At 39.3% G+C, this 24,976-nt stretch carries 23 protein-coding genes, 1 tRNA gene, 1 riboswitch and 1 other annotated feature; of the genes, 1 reads left to right on the top strand and 23 read right to left on the bottom strand.

The genetic code is table 11. From position 1 onward, the window contains the following. Window positions 1-33: 33 nt before the first annotated feature. From ilvN to ACI48O_RS08080, 13 genes are all read right to left on the bottom strand, one after another. Window positions 34-552 (bottom strand): acetolactate synthase small subunit, encoded by a 519-nt coding sequence (gene ilvN / locus ACI48O_RS08140; protein WP_435561231.1) that lies wholly within the window; start codon window positions 550-552, stop codon window positions 34-36. Beyond that, the gene (gene ilvB, locus ACI48O_RS08135; RefSeq protein ID WP_435561230.1) at window positions 549-2,267 is read right to left on the bottom strand and encodes an acetolactate synthase large subunit; all 1,719 of its coding nucleotides are present in this window, start codon (window positions 2,265-2,267) and stop codon (window positions 549-551) included. The genes ilvN and ilvB overlap by 4 nt, the downstream gene beginning before the upstream one ends. An 83-nt stretch (window positions 2,268-2,350) precedes the next feature. Next, window positions 2,351-2,606, bottom strand: a binding site (T-box leader). 600 nt (window positions 2,607-3,206) lie between these two features. Further along, a tRNA-Arg gene (locus ACI48O_RS08130) sits at window positions 3,207-3,280 on the bottom strand. Window positions 3,281-3,403: 123 nt separating this feature from the next. Next, window positions 3,404-3,928 (bottom strand): metallophosphoesterase family protein, encoded by a 525-nt coding sequence (locus ACI48O_RS08125; RefSeq protein ID WP_435561229.1) that lies wholly within the window; start codon window positions 3,926-3,928, stop codon window positions 3,404-3,406. Next, window positions 3,925-4,536 carry an XTP/dITP diphosphatase gene (locus ACI48O_RS08120; RefSeq protein ID WP_435561228.1) on the bottom strand — a complete coding sequence of 204 codons (612 nt, stop codon included), beginning with the start codon at window positions 4,534-4,536 and terminating at the stop codon, window positions 3,925-3,927. The genes ACI48O_RS08125 and ACI48O_RS08120 overlap by 4 nt, the downstream gene beginning before the upstream one ends. 30 nt (window positions 4,537-4,566) lie before the next feature. Further along, entirely contained in the window at window positions 4,567-5,307 is a 741-nt protein-coding gene (rph, locus tag ACI48O_RS08115) for a ribonuclease PH (protein ID WP_435561227.1), read from the bottom strand. A gap of 347 nt (window positions 5,308-5,654) precedes the next feature. After that, the gene (locus ACI48O_RS08110; RefSeq protein WP_435561226.1) at window positions 5,655-6,728 is read right to left on the bottom strand and encodes a GerMN domain-containing protein; all 1,074 of its coding nucleotides are present in this window, start codon (window positions 6,726-6,728) and stop codon (window positions 5,655-5,657) included. A 102-nt stretch (window positions 6,729-6,830) separates the two neighbouring features. Then, window positions 6,831-7,649, bottom strand: a complete 819-nt coding sequence (gene racE / locus ACI48O_RS08105) for a glutamate racemase (protein WP_435561225.1) — start codon at window positions 7,647-7,649, stop codon at window positions 6,831-6,833. Window positions 7,650-7,660: 11 nt separating this feature from the next. Beyond that, a complete protein-coding gene (locus tag ACI48O_RS08100) occupies window positions 7,661-8,110 on the bottom strand; it encodes a MarR family winged helix-turn-helix transcriptional regulator (RefSeq protein WP_435561224.1) in 450 nt (149 codons plus the stop codon). Window positions 8,111-8,263: 153 nt separating this feature from the next. Continuing rightward, window positions 8,264-8,488 (bottom strand): spore germination transcription factor GerE, encoded by a 225-nt coding sequence (gerE, locus tag ACI48O_RS08095; protein WP_009796032.1) that lies wholly within the window; start codon window positions 8,486-8,488, stop codon window positions 8,264-8,266. Window positions 8,489-8,706: 218 nt separating this feature from the next. After that, window positions 8,707-9,465: a succinate dehydrogenase iron-sulfur subunit gene (gene sdhB / locus ACI48O_RS08090; protein WP_435561223.1), complete on the bottom strand. Its 759-nt coding sequence runs from the start codon at window positions 9,463-9,465 to the stop codon at window positions 8,707-8,709. 2 nt (window positions 9,466-9,467) lie between these two features. Continuing rightward, the gene (gene sdhA, locus ACI48O_RS08085) at window positions 9,468-11,228 is read right to left on the bottom strand and encodes a succinate dehydrogenase flavoprotein subunit (protein WP_435561222.1); all 1,761 of its coding nucleotides are present in this window, start codon (window positions 11,226-11,228) and stop codon (window positions 9,468-9,470) included. A 76-nt stretch (window positions 11,229-11,304) separates the two neighbouring features. Next, window positions 11,305-11,913, bottom strand: a complete 609-nt coding sequence (locus ACI48O_RS08080; protein WP_435561220.1) for a succinate dehydrogenase cytochrome b558 subunit — start codon at window positions 11,911-11,913, stop codon at window positions 11,305-11,307. 387 nt (window positions 11,914-12,300) lie between these two features. Between ACI48O_RS08080 and ACI48O_RS08075 the strand changes: the two genes are divergently transcribed. Further along, the gene (locus tag ACI48O_RS08075; RefSeq protein ID WP_435561219.1) at window positions 12,301-12,756 is read left to right on the top strand and encodes a YslB family protein; all 456 of its coding nucleotides are present in this window, start codon (window positions 12,301-12,303) and stop codon (window positions 12,754-12,756) included. A 41-nt stretch (window positions 12,757-12,797) separates the two neighbouring features. Here ACI48O_RS08075 and ACI48O_RS08070 read toward each other — a convergent pair whose 3' ends face one another. The 10 genes from ACI48O_RS08070 to ACI48O_RS08025 all read right to left on the bottom strand — a co-directional run bounded on the left by ACI48O_RS08070 (window position 12,798) and on the right by ACI48O_RS08025 (window position 24,834). After that, a complete protein-coding gene (locus ACI48O_RS08070; protein ID WP_435561218.1) occupies window positions 12,798-14,036 on the bottom strand; it encodes an aspartate kinase in 1,239 nt (412 codons plus the stop codon). A gap of 137 nt (window positions 14,037-14,173) precedes the next feature. After that, window positions 14,174-14,352: riboswitch (Lysine riboswitch) on the bottom strand. A 68-nt stretch (window positions 14,353-14,420) separates the two neighbouring features. Then, the gene (gene uvrC / locus ACI48O_RS08065; protein WP_435561217.1) at window positions 14,421-16,193 is read right to left on the bottom strand and encodes an excinuclease ABC subunit UvrC; all 1,773 of its coding nucleotides are present in this window, start codon (window positions 16,191-16,193) and stop codon (window positions 14,421-14,423) included. Window positions 16,194-16,195: 2 nt separating this feature from the next. Then, the gene (locus ACI48O_RS08060) at window positions 16,196-17,674 is read right to left on the bottom strand and encodes a hypothetical protein (protein WP_435561216.1); all 1,479 of its coding nucleotides are present in this window, start codon (window positions 17,672-17,674) and stop codon (window positions 16,196-16,198) included. A 76-nt stretch (window positions 17,675-17,750) separates the two neighbouring features. Then, window positions 17,751-18,677, bottom strand: a complete 927-nt coding sequence (locus ACI48O_RS08055) for an FTR1 family iron permease (protein ID WP_435561215.1) — start codon at window positions 18,675-18,677, stop codon at window positions 17,751-17,753. Window positions 18,678-18,708: 31 nt separating this feature from the next. Continuing rightward, window positions 18,709-19,473, bottom strand: coding sequence for a hypothetical protein (locus ACI48O_RS08050; protein WP_435561213.1), 765 nt, complete (start codon window positions 19,471-19,473; stop codon window positions 18,709-18,711). Then, window positions 19,474-20,238, bottom strand: a complete 765-nt coding sequence (locus ACI48O_RS08045; protein ID WP_435561212.1) for a glycosyltransferase family 2 protein — start codon at window positions 20,236-20,238, stop codon at window positions 19,474-19,476. Next, window positions 20,231-21,706 carry an alkaline phosphatase family protein gene (locus tag ACI48O_RS08040; protein ID WP_435561211.1) on the bottom strand — a complete coding sequence of 492 codons (1,476 nt, stop codon included), beginning with the start codon at window positions 21,704-21,706 and terminating at the stop codon, window positions 20,231-20,233. The genes ACI48O_RS08045 and ACI48O_RS08040 overlap by 8 nt, the downstream gene beginning before the upstream one ends. Beyond that, window positions 21,703-22,644, bottom strand: coding sequence for a lysylphosphatidylglycerol synthase transmembrane domain-containing protein (locus ACI48O_RS08035; protein WP_435561210.1), 942 nt, complete (start codon window positions 22,642-22,644; stop codon window positions 21,703-21,705). The genes ACI48O_RS08040 and ACI48O_RS08035 overlap by 4 nt, the downstream gene beginning before the upstream one ends. Then, window positions 22,631-23,578 carry an NAD-dependent epimerase/dehydratase family protein gene (locus ACI48O_RS08030; RefSeq protein WP_435561209.1) on the bottom strand — a complete coding sequence of 316 codons (948 nt, stop codon included), beginning with the start codon at window positions 23,576-23,578 and terminating at the stop codon, window positions 22,631-22,633. Before ACI48O_RS08030 ends, ACI48O_RS08035 begins: the two co-directional genes overlap by 14 nt. A gap of 80 nt (window positions 23,579-23,658) precedes the next feature. Next, entirely contained in the window at window positions 23,659-24,834 is a 1,176-nt protein-coding gene (locus tag ACI48O_RS08025) for a hypothetical protein (protein ID WP_435561208.1), read from the bottom strand. Between the last annotated feature and the right edge of the window lie 142 nt (window positions 24,835-24,976).

Genomic DNA, 24,976 nt, shown 5'->3' with positions numbered 1-24,976 from the left:
ATCTTCTCCTTTAATTTGTAAAATTTTTAGTTTTTATAAAATAGATATATTTTTTTGGCTATTAGAGGTCCGCTGTGTTCCACGAGGGAATGCAGTCGTTCCAGTTCTAGCTAATTCCTTAATTCCGTATGGTCGGATCAACTCGATAAATGCTTCAATTTTATCGGATTCACCAGTTATTTGAATCACCATACTATCCTTGCTGACATCAACCACAGCAGCGCGGAATGGTTCAATTAATGGATAAATCTCTCCGCGAGTGCTTGGGGTAGAAACCACTTTAATTAGTGCAAGCTCTCTTGATACAATTGATTGTTCGGTAATGTCCGTTACCTTAATAACATCAATTTGCTTGTTAAGTTGTTTCGTAATTTGCTCAATAATGCCATCATTATCAACATTTACAACACAAGTAATTCTAGAAATATCCTCCTGCTCTGAAGGGCCAACCGTTATGCTTTCAATATTATAGTTCCGTTTTGAAAACAAGTTGGTAATGCGATTCAGTACCCCAGGGCGATTCAAAACAGTTAATGAAATTATTCGCTTCATTCCTTAACACCTACCATTTCGTGAAGTCCTTTACCAGGTGCAATCATCGGATATACTTTTTCTGTTGGTGAAATTCGGAAATCTAACAGGACTGGTTCAGGACTGTTGATTACTTCCGATAGGATGCGCTCAGCTTCCTCCTCAGTTGTAATACTGTATCCTTTAATTCCGTATGCTTCCGCTAATTTAACAAACTCAGGCTGTTTTGGAATTTGGCTATAAGAATATCTTTCTTCATAAAATAACTCTTGCCATTGTTTAACCATTCCAAGTGACTGATTGTTTAGTAATACGATTTTGATTGGTAAGTTTAATTCTGAAATTACCATTAATTCTTGAGTACACATTTGGAAGCCGCCATCGCCACAAATCGACAATACGGTTGCATCACGATCGGCAAGCTGAGCTCCAATACTTGCTGGAAGTCCAAATCCCATTGTTCCAAGTCCGCCGGAGGTCACCCATTTATCAGCTTGATTAAATTTATAGTATTGGGCAGCCCACATTTGATGCTGTCCAACATCCGTAACGACGATTGCTTCACCTTTGGTTTTTTCATAGAGCATTTCAACAACTCGTTGTGGCTTTAATTCTTGATCCTTGTCGTAATGGTATGGATGCTTTTCTTTCCAAGCATTCAATGTATCGATCCATTCCTGATGATTTGGCGCGGTTCCGTTTTGTTCAATCAGCTGTTTTAACGCTTCTCTTGCATCTGCAACAATCGGAATTTCAGTCGGAACATTTTTACCAATTTCAGCTGGATCAATATCAATATGAGCGACCACTGCTTTAGGGGCAAAATGTTGCAGGTTCCCGGTTAAACGGTCGTCAAATCTTGCACCGATATTAATGAGCAAGTCTGACTCATATAATGCCATATTGGCTGTATAACAGCCATGCATGCCTCCCATACCAAGAAATAACGGGTGCTCTGCAGGGAAACCACCAAGCCCAAGCAAGGTGTGCACAATAGGTAATTGCTGCTGCTCAGCATATTCCTTTAAAAGTGATGATGCTTTTGAATGAAGGATTCCGGCTCCTGCTAAAATAACTGGACGTTTTGCGCGACTTACAGCTTCTGTTAACTTTCGGATTTGCAAATAGTTCGGCTGAAGATTCGGCTGATACCCAGGAAGATTTACTTCTTCCTCTGCTGGAATTTCCTCAACGATTGTTGCAGCGATGTCTTTCGGTACATCAATAACAACTGGACCTGGACGTCCGCTTGAGGCAATGTAGAAGGCTTCCTTGATTATTCTCGGAATATCTTCAATATTTCGAATTTGAAAATTATATTTAGTGATTGGGGTAGTGATCCCTAATATATCGGCTTCCTGAAACGCATCTGTTCCAATTACACTTGTTGCCACTTGCCCTGTAAAAACAACGAGTGGCAAGGAATCCAAAAACGCATCCGCTAAGCCAGTAACAACATTGGTTGCGCCTGGTCCGGAGGTTGCAATCACAACGCCTGGTTTTCCAGTAATTCTGGCATAGCCCTCAGCCGCGTGAATACCGCCTTGTTCATGTCTAGGTAAGATATGAAGAATGTTCGCATCGTAAAGTTTGTCGTAAATTGGAAGGACTGCACCACCTGGATAGCCAAAAATGACTTCAACATTTTCCTTTTTTAACGCTTCTAGTAAAAGATCAGCACCAGTTAACGTTTTTTTGTTTGCCCCTGTTTCTGTAAAGGCTGCTCCTTGCAACATCGTGAGTTGACCCCCTCTTTTCAAATCCTTTTTTTTCAATATAAAAAGCCCTCCCATCCCTCAATTCGCCTATTTTGTTTAGGCAAAGGGATGAAAAGGCTTTGCAACCTGTTCCACGGTACCACCCTTGTTCACGCTTTTATTCGCGTGCGCTTATGAACATTCTGTTCCTTTTTAGTAACGAGTGTGTGTGACACCCGATCATCCCTAATCGAATACTCTTTCAGGATGATACTCAGAGGTGAGTTCATTTTATGCGGAATTACTGGTTCCCAGCTTAACCCAGCTCTCTGTGAATTCCCTTTCCACAAAACTACTTATCCTCATCATCGTTTTCGTTTATTCAGTTATTCTTGATTGCCTATATAAACCCAATTAATGAAAATTCTGAAAATAACGTTTGATATATTTCTACAAATTTTTCGGTTAATTGTTTTAGGATTTAAAATATTTTGTTTATATATTTGAGGATTATCTTACGCCCATTTTACGCCTTAGTCAACACCATTTTAACTAATTTTTTGATAATTATAATTAGTCAAACGAAATGAATCCGCTTACATTGTTGGTATATTCACATTCTTCCGATTTTAAAAAAATTAGATTTTTTTTACTTATCTGTATAAATCGCGAGCTATTTTTTCTTTGTTTTACGGCTTTTAAAAATTTTTGTGTGTTCCTGTTTTTTTAAAATCCTCTTTTAAAAATTGTCTACAGGAGGGTCCCAAAGGAGATCTGGGTATAAGAAATACCCAACTTATTTATCACTTAAATGGTTTAAGAAAAACAGATGAAATATATAATAGAAGAAACACGTCGAAGTATGTGAGATTTCCTTACATAAACATGTTATTTAATCATAACAGAATATAATTAGTATTTTTAATTTGTAACACAAAAACGCCATGTCATAATTGACATGGCGTTTTCTTTTTTTAGCGTCCCAGGAGAGATTCGAACTCCCGACCGACGGCTTAGAAGGCCGTTGCTCTATCCAGCTGAGCTACTGGGACATGTTTAACTTCGCTAATGTAGCGAGGACATTTTTTATTATATGGGTTTAACAAACATATGTCAACACTATAATAAATATTTTTCAGAGGAAAGTTATACTCTTTCCTCTCTATTATAAAAAATTACTTTTTGGTGGAAAGCGGAAACCTTTGTCTTAACTCCGCGATTTCCCCTTTTTGCAGATCATACACCAATATTTCTACTTCGTCCTCTTTAAACTCTAATACACAATAGCTTCGTTCTTTTCTTCCACGAGGCAATCGGATACTGCCTGGATTAATAAACAGCATTCCATCAATCATTTCCATTCCTAGAATATGCGAGTGACCGAAGCAGACGATATCCGCTCCGACCTCCTTAGCACGGTAATAAAGGTTCATTAACGTCGACTTTACCCCAAAAAGGTGACCATGGGTAACATACACCTTAAAACCGTCGATTTCAACCTGTGCCTCTTCTGGAAACTGCTTTTCATAATCACAATTTCCCCTTACAGTTACAAAACCGGATATTTCTGGTTGATCCGCAGCTAGCTCTGAGTCTCCACAGTGGACCATTAAATCAACTTCTGCTACATGCCGTTGTTTAATTGCCTCCAATTCATCACTCCAACGGTGACTGTCACTTACAATGAGTATTTTCGTCATAGGCCATTTCCCTTTTCAAGGAGGGTATCCAATTGCTCTTCAAGTTTTTTCAGAGCCTTTCCCCGATGACTTATTTTATTCTTCTCCTCCGCTGACAGTTCAGCCATTGAACGATTTTCTTCTATTGAGTAAAAAATTGGATCGTACCCAAAACCGTTTGAACCCCTGCGTTCATGTAAAATCCTACCTTCACACGTTCCAAAAACCGTTACCGCTTCCTGACCTGGTAAAGCAATTGCTAAAGCACAATAAAACCGTGCCGTTCTCTTCTCATCCGAGACTCCTATCAACTCTGTTAACACCTTATCGATATTTGCTTCATCATTCTTAGCCTCGCCTGCATAGCGAGCAGAATAAACGCCGGGCTTACCGTCTAAGGCATCTACAACTAGTCCGGAATCATCCGCAATGACCATTCTTCCTAATTGTTGAGAAAGGGACTTTGCCTTCAAAACAGCATTTTCCTCAAAGGTGGTTCCCGTTTCCTCAATTTCAGCTATTTCGGGAAAATCTAACAAAGTAAGCACTCGAAACCCTCTCCATGCAAACATTTGCTCAAACTCCCGCGCTTTTCCTTTATTTTTCGTAGCGATGATTATTTCCTTCATTCTCGATCTCCCCTGTGAAAAGAGTTTGGTTTAGCCAATATTTTTCACAATACTTTCTCCTAGAGCAGATTTTTGAAATTCAACCAATTCAGCCAGTCCACTTTGAGCGGCTTTAATGAGTTCCTGTAACTGATTATAGCTGAAGGTTGATTCTTCTCCTGTTCCTTGCAGCTCGACAAATTCACCTTTGCCAGTCATGACTACATTCATGTCAACGCAGGCACTTGAATCCTCTATGTAATTTAAGTCTAAGATAACATTTCCATCAGGTAAAACGCCAACACTTGTAGCAGCCAAATAATCTGTTATCGGTAGTTTAGCCAGTTTTTTCTCCTGAAAAAGCTTGTTTAATGCAAGGGACATGGCTACAAAAGCCCCGGTAATCGAAGCAGTACGGGTACCGCCGTCAGCTTGAATGACATCACAATCAATCCAGATCGTTTTTTCACCTAAAGCCTCTAAATCGACAACCGCTCTCAATGCTCGTCCAATTAAGCGTTGAATCTCCATTGTTCTTCCTGTTACCTTTCCTTTAGAAGATTCTCGAATATTTCGTTGTTCTGTCGCTCGAGGAAGCATGGAATATTCAGCTGTAATCCATCCTTTTCCCTCTCCTCTCATAAATGGAGGAACCCGATCTTCGACGCTGGCGGTACAAATCACCTTTGTATCCCCAACTGAAATTAGCACCGAGCCTTCTGGGTGTTTTAAATAATTTGGTTCAATTGTTACCGGCCTTAGCTGGCTATTTTCACGTCCATCAAAACGCACTTGTTTTCCTCCTCAAAATCAACATTTTCAAGCATCACAACATTACGGAACCCTGTATGTTTCCGTAACAGGTCATTTTTAACTAAAGGCTCTGTTGTATTGATCTGTTGATTTCCGCTCCAGGTGCTCCCGCACCTTAGGGGGAGTCCGGGAGCCTCCTCGGCGCAAAGCGCCTGTGGGGTCTCCCGTGACACCTTCTCCCGCAGGAGTCTCGCACCTTACGCTCCAATCAACAGAGTGTTCAAAGTCAACACTGTTCTTTAACACAACCTAACTAAAAAAGGAAGGGTCAGCAAAAGATGCCAACCCTTTCCTATGCCACTATATAGTATATCAAAAATTGATTTTTAAAAACTACCAGTATTCACTTTTTCAGGACGAGCAACTGGTGCTGATAGTTTTTCGCCTTTTTCGGTCACGAGTTCCGCCTTTCCTTTAACAAGGATGGAAACAGATTCAATTCCCTTTTGCTCCGTTAAGGAAAGAACAATCGAATTTAACAGATGATCCGAAATGATTTTTTCTTTAAAGCTTCCAAAGATCGCTTCATTAAAGTTTAAAGTTACCTTCCCATTCTCAATCTTTGGTTTATCAAGTAATTTCACATTAGAATCAAACTCGGATAGTAAATTTGAAGCATAATTAGGTCCCTCAACTAATTCATTAATCGCAGCTTCTATATTATTTTTCACTTCATTATCGACTCGGCGGGTTACAGGGACATAGTAATATTCTCCTTCGTCTCCACCAACATAATAAACGGTAACCGCCTTTGTATTGGCAATATCGACAACATCGTTTGTATCAATATTTATTCCATTTGCCCGGCTTAGTTCCTTGCTAACAGGAGTTCCGTTTACCGGCATTTCATTAAGTTCTTTCCCGTTCATTTGAAGTTTTACTGTTTTAATAGAATCAAACTGTGTAAGAGTCCAAGTAATCGATTCAAGAATTTTTAATTCCTGCTCCTTCTTATAATTGGCAAACTCTTTGGAGAAATCCACTGTTGCCGCCCCGTCTTTTATATCTACCGAAACTTGCGTATCAGCTGGAATAACCGCTTGGAATCCATTTGGCAGCATTTCTGATACAGGACCGTTTATAACTAAGTAATCTAAAGCCTGCTTCGCAATGCCGGCTGTTTTTGGAAGAGCTAACGTTTGTGGAACAACATACCCTTCTTTATCAAGTAAATATAGTTCTGTTAGCACTGTTTTTTCTTTTGCGCTCTTTTCCTTGGCAGACTGTTTCTTTGTTGCTGATGTTTCTTCCGTTCCAGCCTTTCCGCTATCTTCGTATGTCACTTCCTTCGGAGGATCCATTTGCTTTTTTTCCTCTCCCCCTAGCAAACCGCAGCCAGTCAAGAGCGTAGCAAAAATGAAGACAGCAGAAAATAGTAATGCTCTTTTATTTAAAGACATTTATCATTACCTCCTAAGACAGTTTGTACTACATGTATACGAGCCTATTTTAAAATTAGACCGTCTTAGGAAAGAAAATTTAATTCAAAAAAAGGCTTGAACTCATCGTTCAAACCTTTGATCTCCACCAAGTCTTATCGTTTCAACTATTTCTATTGGTCTCTCAAGCCACTCGGAGGCAATTTTAGCAAAAATAGTGCTGGATCCCGTCGTATAAAATTCATGCTTCGGCTCCACTTCATTGTCATTTAGGATTCCCTTATACGAAAGAATTGTACTCACTTCCCTCGCTGTCTCTTCACCAGAACTGATCACGCTTACCGATTTTCCCATAATATTCTTTATGACTGGTTCAAGGAGAGGATAGTGAGTGCACCCCAAAATTAATGTATCCAGACCTTTATTGCGCAAAGGCTGCAACGTCTCTGCCACGATTTTCTTTGCGACTGGACCTGAATACTCCCCACTTTCTACTAAAGGTACAAATTTTGGACAAGCTAGACTCGTAACGTTAACCCGTTTATTAATAGATTTCAACGCTTTATCATACGCCCTGCTTTTCACTGTGCCTTCTGTTCCGATAATCCCAACTTTATTGTTATAAGTATGCTTCAGCGCTGCTCTAGCACCTGGATTAATAACCCCTATAACAGGAATAGGAAGCTGATTACTAATTTGTTCTAGTACAACAGCTGTCGCCGTGTTACAAGCGATGACAAGCATCTTAATATTTTTTCTCAATAAAAAATGGGTCATTTGCCAAGTGAAAAGCTGAACCTCTTCGCTTGGTCGTGGCCCATAAGGACAACGAGCTGTGTCGCCCAAATAAACAATTTCTTCATATGGAAGCTGCCGCATTATTTCTTTTGCAACGGTTAAACCGCCTACTCCCGAATCGATAATCCCAATAGGTGTATTCAAAACTTATCGCCTCATTCTTCTCGCATACCTTGGTGCAATTTAATTAAATTCTTTTTTAAAAGACAAACCTCTTCATTTGAAAAATTCCTTAGAACTTCTTTTAAATAAAGCTGTCGTTTCTTAATCACTTCATCAATAATTCGCGTTCCCTCTTCCAATAAATGAATCCGAACGACACGCCGATCACTAGAATCTTTTACTCTCATAACTAATTGATTTTTTTCCATTCGATCAACTAAATCGGTAGTTGTGCTACAAGCTAAAAACATCTTATTTGAAAGTTCCCCAATCGTCATATCACCCTCTTCAAACAACCATTGAAGGGCAACAAATTGCGGTGGTGTAATCGTATAGTTACTTAAGATTTCCCGTCCCTTTTGTTTGATAATGCCTGATATGTACCTCAGATCCTTCTCAATCTCAGCGACTATTTCCCACTGATCTTTTTCATCGCATTCCATTTTTTATCCCCCATTTTTACTTTTATGAAATCCGACATTTTCTCTTATTTTCCGCCTTTTATAATAAAATTTCAAGCAACAATAATAGGTAATGTTAACTTTCGTTCGCAAAATATGTTAACCGGCCCCCCGAAAAAGGTAAGCCGGTCTTCATTAAAGTTCTAGCTCTCCCATACGAAGGAGCTCTACAACTGCTTGTGATCGCCCCTTAACACCAAGCTTTTGCATGGCATTCGAAATATGATTCCGAACCGTTTTTTCGCTTATAAATAATTCACCAGCGATTTCTTTTGTCGTTTTATCTTGAACTAACAGTTCGAACACTTCTCTTTCTCGTTTGGTGAGTAATGGCTTGTGAGTATATTCATTCTCCTTCAAGTACTGTAACCCTCCTTGCCTTCGCCAGCTATGAACCGCGGGGTGGGTATATATTTAGTCACCATATCATATGTGAATTTAACTAAGGTAGTGACTATAATTCCTTGATGGAGAATGGTTTTTATAAAAAAGACCAGAAAATTTAATCCTTTATGCCGGTTAAAGGACTATTACCATAAAAAAGCCCCTTTCCAACATTGGAAAAGGGCATCATTTCATTAAACTTCGTCACTACCAAAGAAATTGCGGAATGCTTGAACCGTAGTAGCACGGTTTAAGGATGCAATCGAAGTAGTTAATGGAATACCTTTTGGACAAGATTGAACACAGTTTTGTGAATTACCACAATTCGTTAATCCACCTTCGTCCATAATGGCTTCTAAACGTTCGCCACGATTCATAGCACCAGTTGGATGCGCATTAAATAAACGAACCTGTGACAATGGCTGTGGTCCGATAAAAGCAGATTTACTGTTTACATTCGGACATGCTTCTAAGCAAACACCACAAGTCATACATTTTGATAACTCGTAAGCCCATTGACGTTTCTTTTCAGGCATACGTGGTCCAGGACCTAAATCATACGTACCATCAATCGGAATCCATGCTTTAACCTTTTTCAAGGAATCAAACATCCGGCTTCGGTCTACCTGTAAGTCGCGAACAACTGGGAATGTACGCATTGGCTCTAATCTGATCGGTTGCTCTAACTGATCAACTAGAGCTGTACATGATTGGCGAGGTTTCCCATTAATCACCATAGAACATGCACCGCAAACTTCTTCCAAACAGTTCATATCCCATGCAATAGGCGTTGTTTTTTCACCTTTTGCATTGACCGGGTTACGACGAATTTCCATTAGAGAGGAAATAACGTTCATATTCGGACGATAAGGAAGCACGAATTCTTCCGTATAAGGGGTAGAATTAGGACCATCTTGTCGGCTGATGATAAAACGAACTGTTTTTTCAGACATTTTTAATTCTCCCCTTTCTTCTTAGAATAGTCACGCTTACGTGGCTGGATCAATGAAACATCAACTTCCTGATAGCTAATTTCTGGAGCTTTGTCTGGCCCAACGAATTTAGCCATAGTTGTTTTTAAGAAATTCTCATCATCACGGTCTGGGAAGTCCGGCTTATAGTGAGCACCGCGGCTTTCGTTACGGTTTAACGCACCGAGTGTGATTACACGGGCAAGCTGAAGCATATGCCCCAATTGACGTGTAAATGCTGCACCTTGGTTACTCCATTTCGCAGTATCATTGATATTGATGTTTTTATATCTTTCAAGAAGCTCTTGAATTTTAGCATCCGTTTGCTTCAATTTATCATTGTAGCGAACAACTGTTACGTTATCAGTCATCCATTCGCCTAACTCTTTATGAAGAACATAAGCATTTTCTGTTCCGTTTAGAGACATAATGTTGTTCCATTTATCTTCTTCTTGTTTTACAAATCCATCAAATAATGAAGAAGGTAAAGAATCAACACTCTTAGCTAATCCATCGATATATTTCAATGCACTTGGACCAGCTACCATTCCACCGTAAATTGCTGATAATAATGAGTTTGCACCTAAGCGGTTACCACCGTGCTGAGAATAATCACACTCACCGGCAGCAAATAAACCTGGTACATTCGTCATTTGATCATAATCAACCCATAATCCACCCATTGAGTAGTGAACAGCAGGGAAGATTTTCATTGGTACTTTACGAGGGTCTTCACCCATGAATTTCTCGTAAATTTCGATAATACCACCAAGCTTAATATCAAGCTCTTTTGGATCCTTATGAGAAAGGTCTAGATAAACCATGTTCTCACCGTTGATGCCAAGCTTTTGATTTACGCATACATCGAAAATTTCACGAGTCGCAATGTCCCTAGGTACAAGGTTTCCGTACGCTGGATATTTTTCCTCTAAGAAATACCAAGGCTTACCATCTTTATATGTCCAAACACGTCCGCCTTCCCCACGAGCAGATTCACTCATTAAGCGAAGCTTGTCATCGCCTGGGATGGCAGTTGGGTGAATTTGGATAAACTCACCATTCGCATAATAAACACCTTGTTGGTAAACTATTGACGCCGCAGACCCTGTATTGATAACAGAGTTTGTTGATTTACCAAAGATAATTCCTGGTCCGCCGGTTGCTAAAATAACGGCATCAGCAGCGAAGGAACGAATCTCCATAGAAGCAAGGTTTTGCGCAGTAATCCCACGACAAACGCCTTCATCATCGATAACAGCTCCAAGGAATTCCCAGCCTTCGTACTTTGTAACAAGCCCGTCCACTTCATGTCTTCTAACCTGCTCATCAAGTGCATATAAAAGCTGTTGTCCAGTCGTTGCTCCAGCAAACGCTGTTCGGTGATGTTGAGTACCACCGAAACGACGGAAATCAAGCAATCCTTCCGGAGTACGGTTGAACATAACCCCCATACGGTCAAGCATGTTAATGATACCAGGTGCAGCATCACACATTGCTTTTACAGGAGGTTGGTTTGCAAGGAAGTCTCCACCATACACGGTATCATCAAAGTGTTCCCATGGAGAGTCGCCTTCCCCTTTTGTATTTACAGCTCCATTAATACCACCTTGGGCACAAACAGAGTGAGATCGTTTAACCGGAACCAAAGAGAATAATTCTACTGGAGTTCCATGTTCTGCAATCTTTATTGTAGCCATCAAGCCGGCTAAACCACCACCGACTACAATTACTTTTCCTTTACTCATTGTGGCTCACTCCCTTAATTCCTAGTAAAGTCTTTTTCCATATTGGTCTACTAAACTATGAAACAGTAAAAAACGATTAAATAAACGCAAATATAGCGCGTAAACCAACAATGGATAAGGCAACAAAAATTCCGAGCGTTACGTATGTAGAGATCTGTTGAGAACGTGGTGAAACTGTAATGCCCCAGCTAACAAAGAAGCCCCAAAGGCCGTTCGCAAAATGGAAAATTGCCGAAATGACACCCACAATATAGAACACTAACATGAATGGATTCGATAGAATATTAGCCATCATGTCAAAGTTCACTTCAGCGCCCATTGCAGCTGCAACCCGGGTTTCCCATACATGCCATGCTAGGAAAATAAGGGTGATAACCCCAGATACCCGTTGAAGGGCAAACATCCAGTTGCGGAAGAATCCAAATCTACCAACGTTGTTTTGAGCTGTGAATGCAATATAAATCCCGTAGATTGCATGAAACAATAATGGCAAAAAGATAATAAATGTTTCTAAGAACCATTTAAATGGTAGATTTGCCATAAATTCTGATGCTTCATTAAATGCATCTACCCCTTTGGTCGCAAAATGGTTGATCACCAAATGCTGTGTTAGGAAAAGTCCTACTGGAATGACCCCTAGTAATGAATGCAATCTGCGATAAAAAAATTCTCGATTCTCTGCCATGAACTTACCCCCCCTAATGATATATAATGGCGTTACGAATTTCTTTATCATTTTCAAAATAGTAAAAATAGTCGATTTTGAAAACGATTCAGGTATTTCTAACAATTTTGTAACATATACATTTTAACCCTGTCTTTTCGACGCGTCAAGAAAACGTATTCAAAAATTTGTTGAAAAATAATTTTTTTTAGAATAATTTGTTATTCGAAAAATTCAGATTTTTACACCTTGCGATAAATTTTTCCTTATTCTCTTATCGATTTTAAAATATTATTCGGCAAATTTTGTGATGATTAAAAATTCAATAATCACTTGAACTGGATTAAAAACTCATGACTGTTTTTATTGAAAATGTATATAATAGAGCTAGAGAAAGAGGGGAGACCATTGAGTGAACTTACAATACAAGAAAAATTAATCCAAAAGGAGACTCTCTCTGTCCCAATCTTTGGATATAACCTTATTCGTGAGGATTTACTTCAAGATTTACTTGGCAAAGATACTCCTGAGCTTCTATATTGGGCTGGAAAGAGAATAGCACGTAAGTACCCGTTAAATACAAGCGACGAGATCACCGCATTTTTTCATCAAGCTGGCTGGGGAACACTGACCATTAAATCAGAATCAAAACAAGAAAAACTTTTTGAGTTACAAAGTGATGTCATTACTGAACGTCTGAACAGTTATCCTGACAGCACCTTTCATCTTGAAGCTGGCTTTTTGGCACAACAAACGGAGCACCAAAAAGGGGTTTTATCAGAGGCATTTGAACATCCGCGTAAAAAGGGCGCAAAAGTTCAATTTACTGTGAAGTGGGATTTAAAAGACAAAATTGAAGACTGATTAATGGATTGGGCTGACTCGACCGAGTCAGCCCGATTTTTTTAACGATACTCAGACAAAAGGAGTGCTTCCGATAGCTGAAATGCACGATGAAGCGAGTTTACTGCAGGAATCATTTGCTTTTCTGAAACGACGGCTGAAACTTTAATTTCGGATGTACTAACCATTTTGACCTCTATATTATTTGAAGCTAACACTTCAAACATTTCGGCTGCAACGCCTGGATTTGAGATCATGCCTGATCCGACAATAGAAACCTTTGCCAGCTCTTGCTCCGACTCGATTCTTTCATATCCAAGTGTTTCTTTTACTGCGGACAAAACGGATAGGGTCTCTTCTAAATCTGAGCTTTTTATTGAAAAAGATAGATTAGCCCCATTTCCTTCAATTGTACTTTGAATGATAATATCTACATTGATCCGGTTTGTTGCCAATGTTGTAAAAATAGTTGAAAGACTCTTCAATGAATTTGGTAACCCAATAACAGATACTCTTGTAATTTCATCCTCAAATGCTACGCCACGGACAACTAAGTTTTGCTCCACTGATACTTCCTCCTCAATGATTGTTCCCGATTCCCTTACCAAACTTGAACGAACTTCAAGCGGGACTTGATAGTTTTTTGCATATTCTACTGCACGTGGATGCAAGACCCCGGCACCGAGGTTTGCTAACTCCAGCATTTCATCATAAGAGACTGACGCTAATTTTCGAGCATCCTTAATAAAACGCGGATCGGTCGTAAATACTCCTGTTACGTCTGTATATATATCACATTTATCCGCTTTAAGAGCAGCGGCCAATGCTACCGCTGTTGTATCGGAGCCGCCTCTCCCTAAAGTGGTAATTTCTCCGTCAATTGTTACTCCCTGAAAACCTGCGACAATCACTATTTTTTCTTCATTTAAATTCTTCTTGATTTTCTCGGTCTCGATGTCCATGATTCTGGCACTGCTATGAACCGATTCTGTAATGATTCCTGCTTGCCATCCCGTATAGGAGATTGCTTCATATCCTTTTTCCTGTAAGGCAATAGACAGCAAAGCGATGGTAGTTTGTTCACCCGTTGTCAGCAGCATATCCATTTCACGCTTGCTCGGGTTTTTGGAAATTTCCTTGGCCATGCTGACAAGGTGATCGGTTGTTTTCCCCATTGCAGAAACAACCACGACAACGCCATTTCCCCTGTTTTTTTCTTCAATTACACGGTCGGCAACGTTTAAAATACGCTCAATGCTTCCAACTGAGGTTCCGCCAAATTTTTGTACAATAAGCCCCACGTTTTCTCCTTCTTTCTACGAAAATTATCCTTCTTTGTTTGACTGCTTTTTCATAGAACCCTTTTCAAGGCAAAAGAAAAAGCAATGAGAATCATATCTCATTGCTGTGAAAACGTTTAAAAACATATACGTAACCACAGTGAGATAGCTCTCCAAGACATGAGTCTTGACAGTCCTAGCACTTATTCAATGCAGAACCAGCAAAAAAAGCAATGAGTACTTCTTTCACTTCGGCGAACTTTCCTTTCAAAGCTTTTCCTTGAAGCTCATTCTTCTCCAAGCTTTTACTGATAAAGTTCGCACCTCTATCTTCACTTTAACGCTCTAAAGTGTCGATCATTAAGTTTTTAACATTATAGCATGTGTAAATATTATTTAGCAATACTAAGAATTTAATTTTTCTAAAAGCTCTTCCGCAACATTTGCAGGAATACCTAGGGAAACAATTTGTTCGATACTGGCTTCTTTCATTTTTTTCACTGACCCGAAGCTTTTTAACAAAAGCTTCTTTCGTTTTTCACCGATACCCTGGATATCATCAAGCAAGGATTGAAACGCATTCTTTCCTCTAAGCTGACGATGAAAGGTAATGGCGAAACGGTGAACCTCGTCTTGAATGCGCTGCAATAAATAGAACTCTTGACTATTTCGGGCAAGTGGAACAATTTGCAGCGGATTTCCAAATAAAAGCTGGGATGTCTTATGCTTGTCATCTTTAACAAGACCGCTGATCGGAATATCAAGCCCAAGTTCATTTTCTAAAACATCTCGCACTGCTTCAACATGCCCTTTTCCACCATCAATTATGATTAAATCCGGCAGAGGAAGATTTTCCTTAAGAACTCTCGAATATCTTCTTCTCGTAACTTCTCGCATTGATTCATAATCGTCTGGACCGGTTACTGATTTTATCTTATATTTTCTGTATTCGTTTTTCTTCGGTTTCCCGTCAATAAAAACAACAAGTGCAGACACGGGATCTGTTCCTTGAATATTAGAATTATCAAAGGCTTCTATTCGATGAGGAGTAAAAATCCCCATCGTCTCCCCTAAATTTTCCACTGCCAGGATTGTCCTTTGCTCATCCCGTTCAATTAACGAAAACTTTTCCTTCAACGCGATCGACGCGTTTTTTTCAGCTAATTTGACAAGGTCTTTTTTCTGACCGCGCCGTGGTATTAATACCTTTATACCGAGGAGCTGTTCCGCCAGATTGGTATCAACTGTATCGGCAACTAATATTTCCTTTGGTTTAAAATGATTCGTCTTCTCATAAAATTGACCAAGGAAAGTTAAGATTTCCTCTTCTGGCTCATCAAAAATCGGAAACATAGAAACGTCACGTTCAATTAGTTTTCCTTGACGGATAAAAAATACTTGAACACACATCCACCCTTTGTCAACCCGATAGCCAAATACATCACGGTCCGTAAAATCCGTCATCGTCATTTTTTGTTTTTCCATAATCGTTTCAATATGGATAATTTTATCCCGAAATTCTTTGGCCCGTTCAAAATCAAGCAATTCTGCTGCTTCCGACATTTTTTCAGTCAGCTCTTTTTTGATCTCCTTATATCCACCGTTTAAAAAACGAGTGATTTCATCGGTCAATGTTTTATATTCTTGTTCACTTACATCCTTTATGCAAGGAGCTAAGCACTGACCCATATGGTAATAGAGACAAACCCGATCTGGAAGATTGGAACATTTTCTAAGCGGGTAGATTCGATCCAATAATTTCTTTGTTTCATTAGCCGCCTGCACATTAGGATACGGTCCAAAATACTTTCCTTTATCCTTTTTCACCTTTCGAGTGGTGATAAGGCGGGGATGACGTTCTGCTGTCAGCTTTATAAACGGATACGTCTTATCATCCTTTAGCATGACATTATATTTAGGATCATATTTTTTTATTAAATTAATTTCAAGCAGCAATGCCTCAATATTTGAAGAGGTAACAATATATTCAAAGTCCTCAATTTCATTAACAAGCCGCAATGTCTTTCCATCATGCGACCCCGTGAAATAGGAGCGGACACGATTTTTTAAAACTTTAGCTTTCCCAACATAAATGACGGTTCCTTGTCTATCTTTCATTAGATAGCAACCAGGTTGATCAGGTAAAAGGGTGAGCTTATTTTTAATCATTTCGTTCATTACTATTTCACCCCAGGATGTTTTTTCCAGCGATAAATCGTTACTTCATTATAAATAGGATCAAATAATTCATTCGAATGAAATTCTTCTATCTTTTCGATCTGTTTATCTACTTTGATTCCTTGTTGCCTAAAACCAGCGACCACTTTATCTGTTAATAAAACAGTATGGTCGGAATAATTGGAAATATCCTGTTTGAAAACCTCATATGTTTGAATCCGTTTATGAAGGAATGGGACATCAAGGTATTGGAAAACCCTTGTTTCTTCCCAAGTATAGACGATAAACGGATCTTCAAGCTTGCTTAAAAATTCTCCTGCTTGGTGTACTGCTGGAGTCTTCGTCGCTTGCTCCTTGATTAACATGGTTGAATATCCTGTTTGTACGATTAGTATGACAATGGAAAGAGCAACGAGCAAGCCCTTTTGTTTACTCTTATACAATAGAAGGAAAACGATCCAAACCCCAAATCCTGCCAATGGAAGGATATGTCTTGGTTTATCAATATTTTGGGCAAGGTAAGCCCAAATAAAATAACATAAAAATAGCAAGATTGGAAGATGAAAATGAACATCCCCAATAAAATCCTTCCACTTCAATTTTTTGATAAAAACGATAAATAATAGCAAATACAAGGATAATAATAGTTTCGAATGTGCTGAGAAACCACTCCACAAAAGGTTTTCCAAGATAAGTGCTTTCAGCCGAATGAACATGGATGGATCCACTGTCGATACCGTTCCGCCCCAATCGTTAAAATGCCCGCTCGTAAAAGCAAGAGCCAGTTTGATGAACCCTATCAAACCACCCTCAGAAATGGCAATCGCCCCTACCCATATTCCTTGAAACAAAGCAGCTAAAACGACATATACTAGCAGCATTTTATTCGTTAGTTGTCGTCTCTTCCACTTAATGATAAACAGATAGACAATACCGACTGCAAACGGAAGATAGGAAAGGCGAATCCCTAACAAAACACTGAAAAGCCACAACGGTAAAATGACTGGAAAAATATTGCTGCGCCCTAACGCAAATTGGATACTCCAAACAAACCACCATAAGCAAGCAATGGCCGCACCCTCTGACATCGGTTGATTGACCATCGTTACCGTATAGCTTCCAGTATAGATGATCGCAGTTACAAGCAGGCTATACTTTTTTGTAACGGTATTTCTCATCAACAAATAAATGGGAACGATAGCACTGCCATACACTAAAATATTAAAAACAGTTAATGCCTCTGTTGGGTTTTTTATAATAGTCGAGACCAGCATGCCGCCTAAAATAAAATAAGGATAGCCTGGAAAATGCGGCTGCATTGCCATAATATCGTACCTGACTAAAGCAAGTGCAAAATCCACTTGATCCCAAGAGGCTGCATAGGTATTTCTAAATTGTAATTGAACGATCAGCAAATAAAAAATCATCAAAACACTTACTAGTTGAATTAGTCTTAAAAGTATCTTTCCTTCGGGTTTCATCGAGTCACCTCCTGCTTTGAAAAAATTCCTAATATGCAAAGAGTACAAGGGTCCTCCTTGTACTCTTGCTTGCAGATTATTTTCTTGATGTATTCGTTTTTAACTCCATTACACTATGATTACTTAAAGCCTCTTGTTCACCTTGATTATTTTGAAAGGAGGTTAATAGGTAAATCCCAACAAAATAGCCGATATAGGCAATGACTTCCTCAATCGATGGCATCGAAGAATATCCAAATAGGGCTTTTAGGAAAATTCCAACATCCCCAGAAAGCAGCGGTTCGACCCCATGATCCCGGATATAATGGTCATAATCGATTGGATGTTCTGGCAGAAGCCAGGTAATATCATAAACATGTGGAATAACACTGCCGATCAAATTGATATCCTGCATCATCGAAATGGCTTGAACCAATAATCCAGCAGAAATTAAAATAATGAAAGCTCCCGTTACCTTAAAGAAGGTTTTAAGCGGAATATGCATCGTTCCCCTAAAAAAGAAATAGGAAATCACTGCTGCGATGATGACTCCAGTGATGGCGCCCCAGCCTTGCATCGCCGCACCAATATTTCCACCTGTAATGGCAGCAAAGAAAAAGACGGTTTCCACACCTTCACGTAAAACAACCAGAAATGAATGGATCACCATTCCAACAACATTCCCGGTTGAAATAAATTTCTCCATCTTTCCTTCCATATTGCCCTTTAAGTCACGACTGTGCTTCGCCATCCAAAAAACCATTTGCGTTAACAATATCGTGGAAATCACCATAATTCCAACTTTTAAGTAGATTTCACTGCCCATTGCCGCAAAGCCCGTGAAAACAACTTGAAAGAGCATGGCTACACCAACACTTGCTAAAACTGCAAGACCAGCTCCAAGCCAAACATATTTCGTATATTGCTTGTGATCCATTCTTTTTAAGTAAGTAGTGATAATCCCAACGATTAATAACGCTTCTAAGACTTCGCGAAAGGTAATCAGCAGAGCTTGAATTTCCACAGTGTATTCTCCTCCCTCACCTGTTGTCCGTTCAACCTTTTTTCTTTTTTCTTACAAGAGTAAAACTAACAATTCCAACCATTACACCAATAATAATCAATAATGGAAGCCAGTTCTTTAGGTTCGATAAATCGGTCCAATCCTTTTTACCAGAGTTTGTTTCTAATTCTGTTGCTCTTTCGCTAAAATGACCAACCTCAAGGCTTTCCATATTAAACTTAGCTTGGAGAGCAGCAAGAATCTCTTCTTTACTTGACTTAAAAGCCTCCAAATCTGATTCTTGTTTGCCAACACCGAACAAACCAGGATTTCCAAGCGATTTTAAGGCGAGCTCGAATTGTGAGCGGATCGTTTGATCAAGCTCAGGGTCAGCTGATTCCACCTTTGGTGAAAGAGCCTCATATGTAGCAAATCCTTTTGCCAGAAGTTTTTTACTTGTGTCGTATTCAGCGAACTTCCCTTCAATACTTTCCAGTCTTCTAGCAATATTTAATACTAATAATTTTTCCATATTATTAATAACATTTTCTTTATCCTCTTCCTCGATATTCTTTAAAATTACCTCGGAAGGTTCTTTTCCCATATGCATGTCGACTTCTTCTTGTACCGTTCCATAAACTTCTTTTGCTGCTGCATAATCTGGAGGGTTTTTATCAAGCTTAAGCTGCATTTCTTTATATACTTCCGCAATCTTTTCCTCGTTTGGATCACCATAAGAATAGGCAAAAGCATGATGAAGGAAGATTTGGTTTACAAGGACAAACACTAAAACGCTAAGCAAAGTGAATTTTTTCATTTAGTAACCTCCTACATCACCATAGCGTTCAATACTATGATGATCCTGTGATTCTATTTTTACCTTTTTTACCGGTCGAACCATCTCTTTTAGAATGGCCGGGAGGACCGATCCAACATATGACTTAAACTTGATAAATGATTGCCCAGTCGTTCTTACATGATAATGGATTGGAATTTCTTTCACCCGAAATCCTTTCCTTACTAGATTCAGGGTCAGAACTTGGGCGTAATTATAATCATGAATAATCTCTGCATTTTCCATTGCTTGTTTTGAAAAGGCTCGCATTCCGGATTGTCCGTCGACAATCCACTTTCTCAGCAAAATCGATTGTAAAAAAGTAAAACAATAGTTGCCAATTCGACGATGGAGCTTCATTCCGTTTATCGTACCTAGAAACCGGGACCCCATCGTGTAATCCGCATGATCTTCCAAAATGGGTTTAATTAAATCTGGGATTTGTTCAGGAGGATATTCCCCATCCGCATCAATCATTACGCCAACATCGGCACCAAGTTTGACGCACTCATGCAGACCTTGCCTTACCGCAGCACCTAGGCCCCTGTTTTTTTCAAAACGAACAATAAACTCTGCGCCTGCATTTTTAGCTTCGTTTACGGTATGATCCGAAGAGCCATCATCAATGACTAACACCTTAACATCGATAAACGGGTGAATTTGCCTAGGGATACGAGAAATTACCTGGGCTATGACCGCTTCTTCATTAAAGGCTGGTAAAAATACGACTACTTTTTGCTTACGCACGTTTCTTCACACCTCCACTCAGTTGATTTTCAACCGCTTCTAGCAGCACCTTGCCCCTTGAATGACTCGGATAGGGCGCTCCCAATAAATAAGAAATCGTTGGCGCAACAGAAACAAGACTGTGCTTCTCCTCAACTATTTTCCCTTTTGCAATGCGCGGTCCGTGTAAGAAAAATGGAACATAACGTTCCCCTTCATCTAAGTGGCCATGTCCGCCAATCCCATCGGCCTGACCATGGTCGGCACAGATCATTATCGTAGTATCCTTCATCTTTCCTTCGGCCTCTAACCAATCCACAAACTGGCGAACAAGCTCATCTGCTTCTTGGATTTTTTGAATATACTCATCATACAAAACCCCCTGGCTATGCCCGGTTTGGTCCGTTCCAATCAGTTGAACCACCAGTAAATCAGGGTCTTGTTCTTTCATTATTTTCTTTGCTCTATTGATAATATTGGGATCAGCTTCATCTTTGTTCATCACAGCAGTTACCGTTTCAACATCATCCCCCATCGAATCAACCAAATGAGCAATCCCTAGTAATCTACCTTTTTTGCCAACCTTCCGAAGCGAGTCAAAAATACTTTCAACCTTGATTCCCAATTTCCATACCATATTCGATTTAATGCCATGCTCAAACGGATAAGTCCCGGTAAACATAGAGGAAAAACAGACGACTGTTCGGGCGGGATAAACCGTCTCCATATTCGTATACTCCGTTCCGTTTTCCTTTAAATAATCCAAAAATGGCGTTTTCGCTTCGTAAAAACGCTCTTTCCTCATTCCATCAATAACGATAACTACAACCTTTTCTGTTAGTGTTTTTGTCGGGAGCGGCGCATTATTGGTTCTTTCTTCGATTACTTTTGGTTTCCAATCAAATAGATTACGATGAAGAATGAACGAGTATACTAGGACTGCCCCATAAAAAAGGATCAGAGACCACCCTGCTTGACCAGTTAAACCAGCAAGCTGCTGATATACCATTTCCCAAATCGAGAGAATGAGGAAAAATTTTGGCAGCTGTTCCTGAGCATTTCCACTTGTTGAATCACTATTTTTTAAGACAAGCTTCCAAAAACGAGTAAAATTCAGCCAAGATGTACCGATTCTAAGGTGGTAATAAAGGGTCCCCCAAAAAAAGACTGTAAAAAAGAAATATAGTCCTGCAGAAAAGAAAAGGAGGGCAACATTCACTTGATTCCAAATAATTAAAAATGCAACAAAAGGAATCCACAAATAATTTCGCAGGAATAATGGGAAATCATAAAAATAATAAATAACGAGCAGAGGAAGTACTGTTAAAAAAGACAAGAACAGTAGTTTACTATGGGCTAGCTCCGATAAATCCGAAATATGAAATAGAACCATCACCCCAACAACAAAAATCGGTGTAAACGGCTTCCCTTCGTTAAGTAAATTCCAGCAGCGGGCTGCTACCTTTTCAAATTTCGATGCGCTTTTCATGTCCGCATCACTCCTTTATGTTTGATCCAAGCTCTAATTCGGTCAAGCGGGACCGGAAAAGAGAAAATAGCATATGCCCCAGCAAGATAAGAAAATAAAAATTTTATCCCGTGAGTCATAATCGCGATGGCATACCCATCTTTCAATGAAAAACCAATTGCTCCAAGTGCAAAGGTCATAATCGTTTCGTAATTGGCAATCCCGCCGGGGGTTATTTGAAAAATTTGCCCGGCAATCGTGAGACTGTTTACCCAAACAGCTGCAACGATGGATAATTCTTGATTAACTGCCAGGACGGTTCCAAACAATACCGCAGCTTCTATTACCCAACTTATTAAAGTGAGCAGCACGATATACAATCCATTTATTCCAAGTAAGGCTGATTTTAATTGCTCTAATTGCCGTTTATAAAAAGCTGAAAACTTCCGTTTTAACAAGAGCAGCAAGACTCCACCACCGATCAGTCCCGCAAACAATAACCAAAACGGAATAGAAATATTTATGTGTAAAATGACTAAGCCAATCATCGAAAACAGAAACAGACTCATAATATCAAGGCTTCTTAATATGACTACCGAATGAAGGGCATTCTCTATGCTAATGTCATCATCTCTAGCCGATAACAGCCCAGCCCTTACAAAATCTCCAGCTTTTATCGGGGAAATATGATTGATCAAAAGGCTATAAAGGATTCCTAATAAACATGACTTAAATCTTGGTTTGTTATTTAAATAAAGCTTCCACGCCCAAGCCTTTAAACAAAAGGACAAAAAATAGAAAAGCATGATCAAAAAAACGAGCACAGGACGGTTCCATATTTTAATCATCAGCCCCCATAGACTAGAAAGATTAAAAAAATAGGCTGATAATAACATAAACACTAAAAGAATCACAACGGATAAAAAGTATTTAACGAAACGAAAGTTAAATCGGTCCATCTTGTTTTGCCCACTGAATCGTTCTTAATAATCCAGTTCTAAAATCTATAACCGGTGCGTAACCTAACAGCTGATTTGCTTTTTGAATATTTGCCCACGTTTCTTGGACATCTCCTCTTCGGTCCGGCCCCCAGTTCACCTTCATATTGGGGAAAAATTGATTCAATTCCGTTAAAAGCTGTACCATTGTAATCGGCCGTCCCGATCCTAAATTATAAACATCGCTCTCCTGCCTTTTTGTCATAGCAAGATAGATTCCATTCACAATATCTTCGACGTATGTATAATCTCTCGCTCCGCCTTTTCCAAATACGGTAATTTCCTCTGACCGTAATAGCTTTTCAATAAAATGAGTGATTGCCATATCCGGCCGTCCCCACGGACCGTATACCGTAAAAAACCTTAATACTTTCACTTTATAACCATAAAGATGCTCATATACATGACAAAAAGCTTCCGCAGAATATTTTGAAGCGGCATATGGTGAAATGACTTTTCCATTAGCCATATCTTCATGACTTGGCTCTCCCTGTCGATTCCCATAAACGGAGGAAGATGAGGCAAAAATTACTTGGGAAGCACCCGAAACGCCAGCTGCTTCTAATACGTTTATGGTTGCTTTTATGTCGTAATCCACATATTCCAAGGGCTGCTCTATTGAGTATGCTACTCCTGGCAAAGCCGCCAAATGGATGACAACATCTGGAGAATAGTCTTTAAAGATCGCCATTGTCACATCTTTCTCTAGCAGGTTTACCTTTTTAAAGGTAAATCGCCCCTCTTTGTTTAATCTTTCAAGCTGCTGTTTTTTTCGATCAATAGAGTAATAGTTGTGCAAACAATCAAGAATAAGTACATCATGTTGCTCTAGTAACAACTTCTTAGCCAGGTGGCTGCCAATAAAACCGGCTCCTCCGGTCAGGATAATTTTCACAATTAACACTCCATTTCCAGTAGTTAAACACGGAAAAAACCTTGCTTTCATTACAAGGTCTTTTCCGAGTAGGTTAAGGATTACTTGGCTTTTTCGATTACAGTTTGTAAAGTAGCCTCGATTTCCTTTAAAGTAATTTCCCCTGCAGCTTTATCCTTTGCTTTCGCAGCGTCTAAATATTTTTGTGCTTTTTCCGTTAAAGCGGTGTATTCAGCTTCTCCAATTAGCCCTTTAATATCTTGCCCGATAATATCAATGAATAACGCACCCTCTAAAGCGGTGATAACAGATTTGTCTTCGCCCCAAGCTTCGATGCTTTCCTTATACTCATCTATAGCAACCTTTGAGAAACCACGAACAAATGCTTTATTTACTGCAGCAGGGTCAAGTTGCGTTACATCCGTTTCTAAATCAAATTGACTTAAAATATAAGCACCTTCTTCAGCCGCATGCTTGTTAATGTAAGTATAAATAGATTGGTAGAATGCCCATCCTTCTGCTTGTTCAACCTTCGCTTCTTCTGCATTCTCTTTTGCTGCAGCTGCCGCTTTTGTAGCATACCCGTTAGGAATAGCTCCTGTTGCAAAATAGAAGGTTTTCATTAACGTCTTATCAACAACTTGTTTACCTAATTGGAATGCAAGTTGGTCATTACTATCAACCGCCTTCTCCATTTCTTCAAATCCACCGTTAATCACATCAACCATCGTAGTGCCATTAGCTGCATCGCGTTTTTGAACCGTTGTTGACAGAATGGAATAAAATACTTTAGCCTCTTCAATTTCTTCTTTTACTTCTTCCGTCTTACCCCAATTTTCAGCCACTTCAACAAATTCATGCTTCATTGTGGTATAAAAAACTTTTTGCATCAGCTTATCAAAAATTTGTTTTACGACTACTTTGTCCATCGTTCCTTCTTTTCCAGCTTCAAGCGCAGTTGTAATATGCTGGTCAATTGTATCCTCAAACTCCTTGTCACGCTCTTGGACTAAACCTTGAAGATTAGTAGTATATAAATCAATCACTTTATCGTAATCTACATCTTTTCCTTCGCTGGCTTTAGCTAGTTCTGTTACTGCCTCTTGAAAAACAGCTGGATAATCCACTTCATTTTGCGCTTCTTTTTCGGTTTCCTTTGTTTCTACTTGAGTTTTTTCTTCTTTTTCAGCAGTCTCTTTGCTTGTATTACAACCTGTTAAAACTGCACTTGCAATTAAAAATCCTGCAAATATCTTTTTCAGTTCTCGTTTTTTCACGTATGTACCCTCCAAATGTTATTAACTATGTAATTGATAATGAATTTCAATTACGATTATAAGTGATAACGATTATCAATGTCAATGGAGTATTTTAAAAAATGTTACAATACTATGAACAAGAATCAGTAATTCTTGTTTC

The organism is Neobacillus terrisolis, from assembly GCF_051233475.1.
Lineage (GTDB): Bacteria > Bacillota > Bacilli > Bacillales > Cytobacillaceae > Bacillus_BU.
Note: the sequence above shows the minus strand (reverse complement) of the source record. Positions and strands in the feature narration are given on the sequence as shown.

What these genes read in the sequence shown, in the direction of transcription:
- ACI48O_RS08040 (WP_435561211.1), bottom strand. Translation starts at nt 21,706, where the DNA reads ATGAAAAGCGCATCGAAATTTGAAAAGGTAGCAGCCCGCTGCTGGAAT.
- ACI48O_RS08125 (WP_435561229.1), bottom strand. Translation starts at nt 3,928, where the DNA reads ATGACGAAAATACTCATTGTAAGTGACAGTCACCGTTGGAGTGATGAA.
- sdhA (WP_435561222.1), bottom strand. Translation starts at nt 11,228, where the DNA reads ATGAGTAAAGGAAAAGTAATTGTAGTCGGTGGTGGTTTAGCCGGCTTG.
- ACI48O_RS08120 (WP_435561228.1), bottom strand. Translation starts at nt 4,536, where the DNA reads ATGAAGGAAATAATCATCGCTACGAAAAATAAAGGAAAAGCGCGGGAG.
- ACI48O_RS08050 (WP_435561213.1), bottom strand. Translation starts at nt 19,473, where the DNA reads ATGAAAAAATTCACTTTGCTTAGCGTTTTAGTGTTTGTCCTTGTAAAC.
- ilvN (WP_435561231.1), bottom strand. Translation starts at nt 552, where the DNA reads ATGAAGCGAATAATTTCATTAACTGTTTTGAATCGCCCTGGGGTACTG.
- ACI48O_RS08060 (WP_435561216.1), bottom strand. Translation starts at nt 17,674, where the DNA reads ATGAAACCCGAAGGAAAGATACTTTTAAGACTAATTCAACTAGTAAGT.
- ilvB (WP_435561230.1), bottom strand. Translation starts at nt 2,267, where the DNA reads ATGTTGCAAGGAGCAGCCTTTACAGAAACAGGGGCAAACAAAAAAACG.
- ACI48O_RS08100 (WP_435561224.1), bottom strand. Translation starts at nt 8,110, where the DNA reads ATGGAATGCGATGAAAAAGATCAGTGGGAAATAGTCGCTGAGATTGAG.
- ACI48O_RS08110 (WP_435561226.1), bottom strand. Translation starts at nt 6,728, where the DNA reads ATGTCTTTAAATAAAAGAGCATTACTATTTTCTGCTGTCTTCATTTTT.
- ACI48O_RS08080 (WP_435561220.1), bottom strand. Translation starts at nt 11,913, where the DNA reads ATGGCAGAGAATCGAGAATTTTTTTATCGCAGATTGCATTCATTACTA.
- sdhB (WP_435561223.1), bottom strand. Translation starts at nt 9,465, where the DNA reads ATGTCTGAAAAAACAGTTCGTTTTATCATCAGCCGACAAGATGGTCCT.
- uvrC (WP_435561217.1), bottom strand. Translation starts at nt 16,193, where the DNA reads ATGAACGAAATGATTAAAAATAAGCTCACCCTTTTACCTGATCAACCT.
- ACI48O_RS08035 (WP_435561210.1), bottom strand. Translation starts at nt 22,644, where the DNA reads ATGGACCGATTTAACTTTCGTTTCGTTAAATACTTTTTATCCGTTGTG.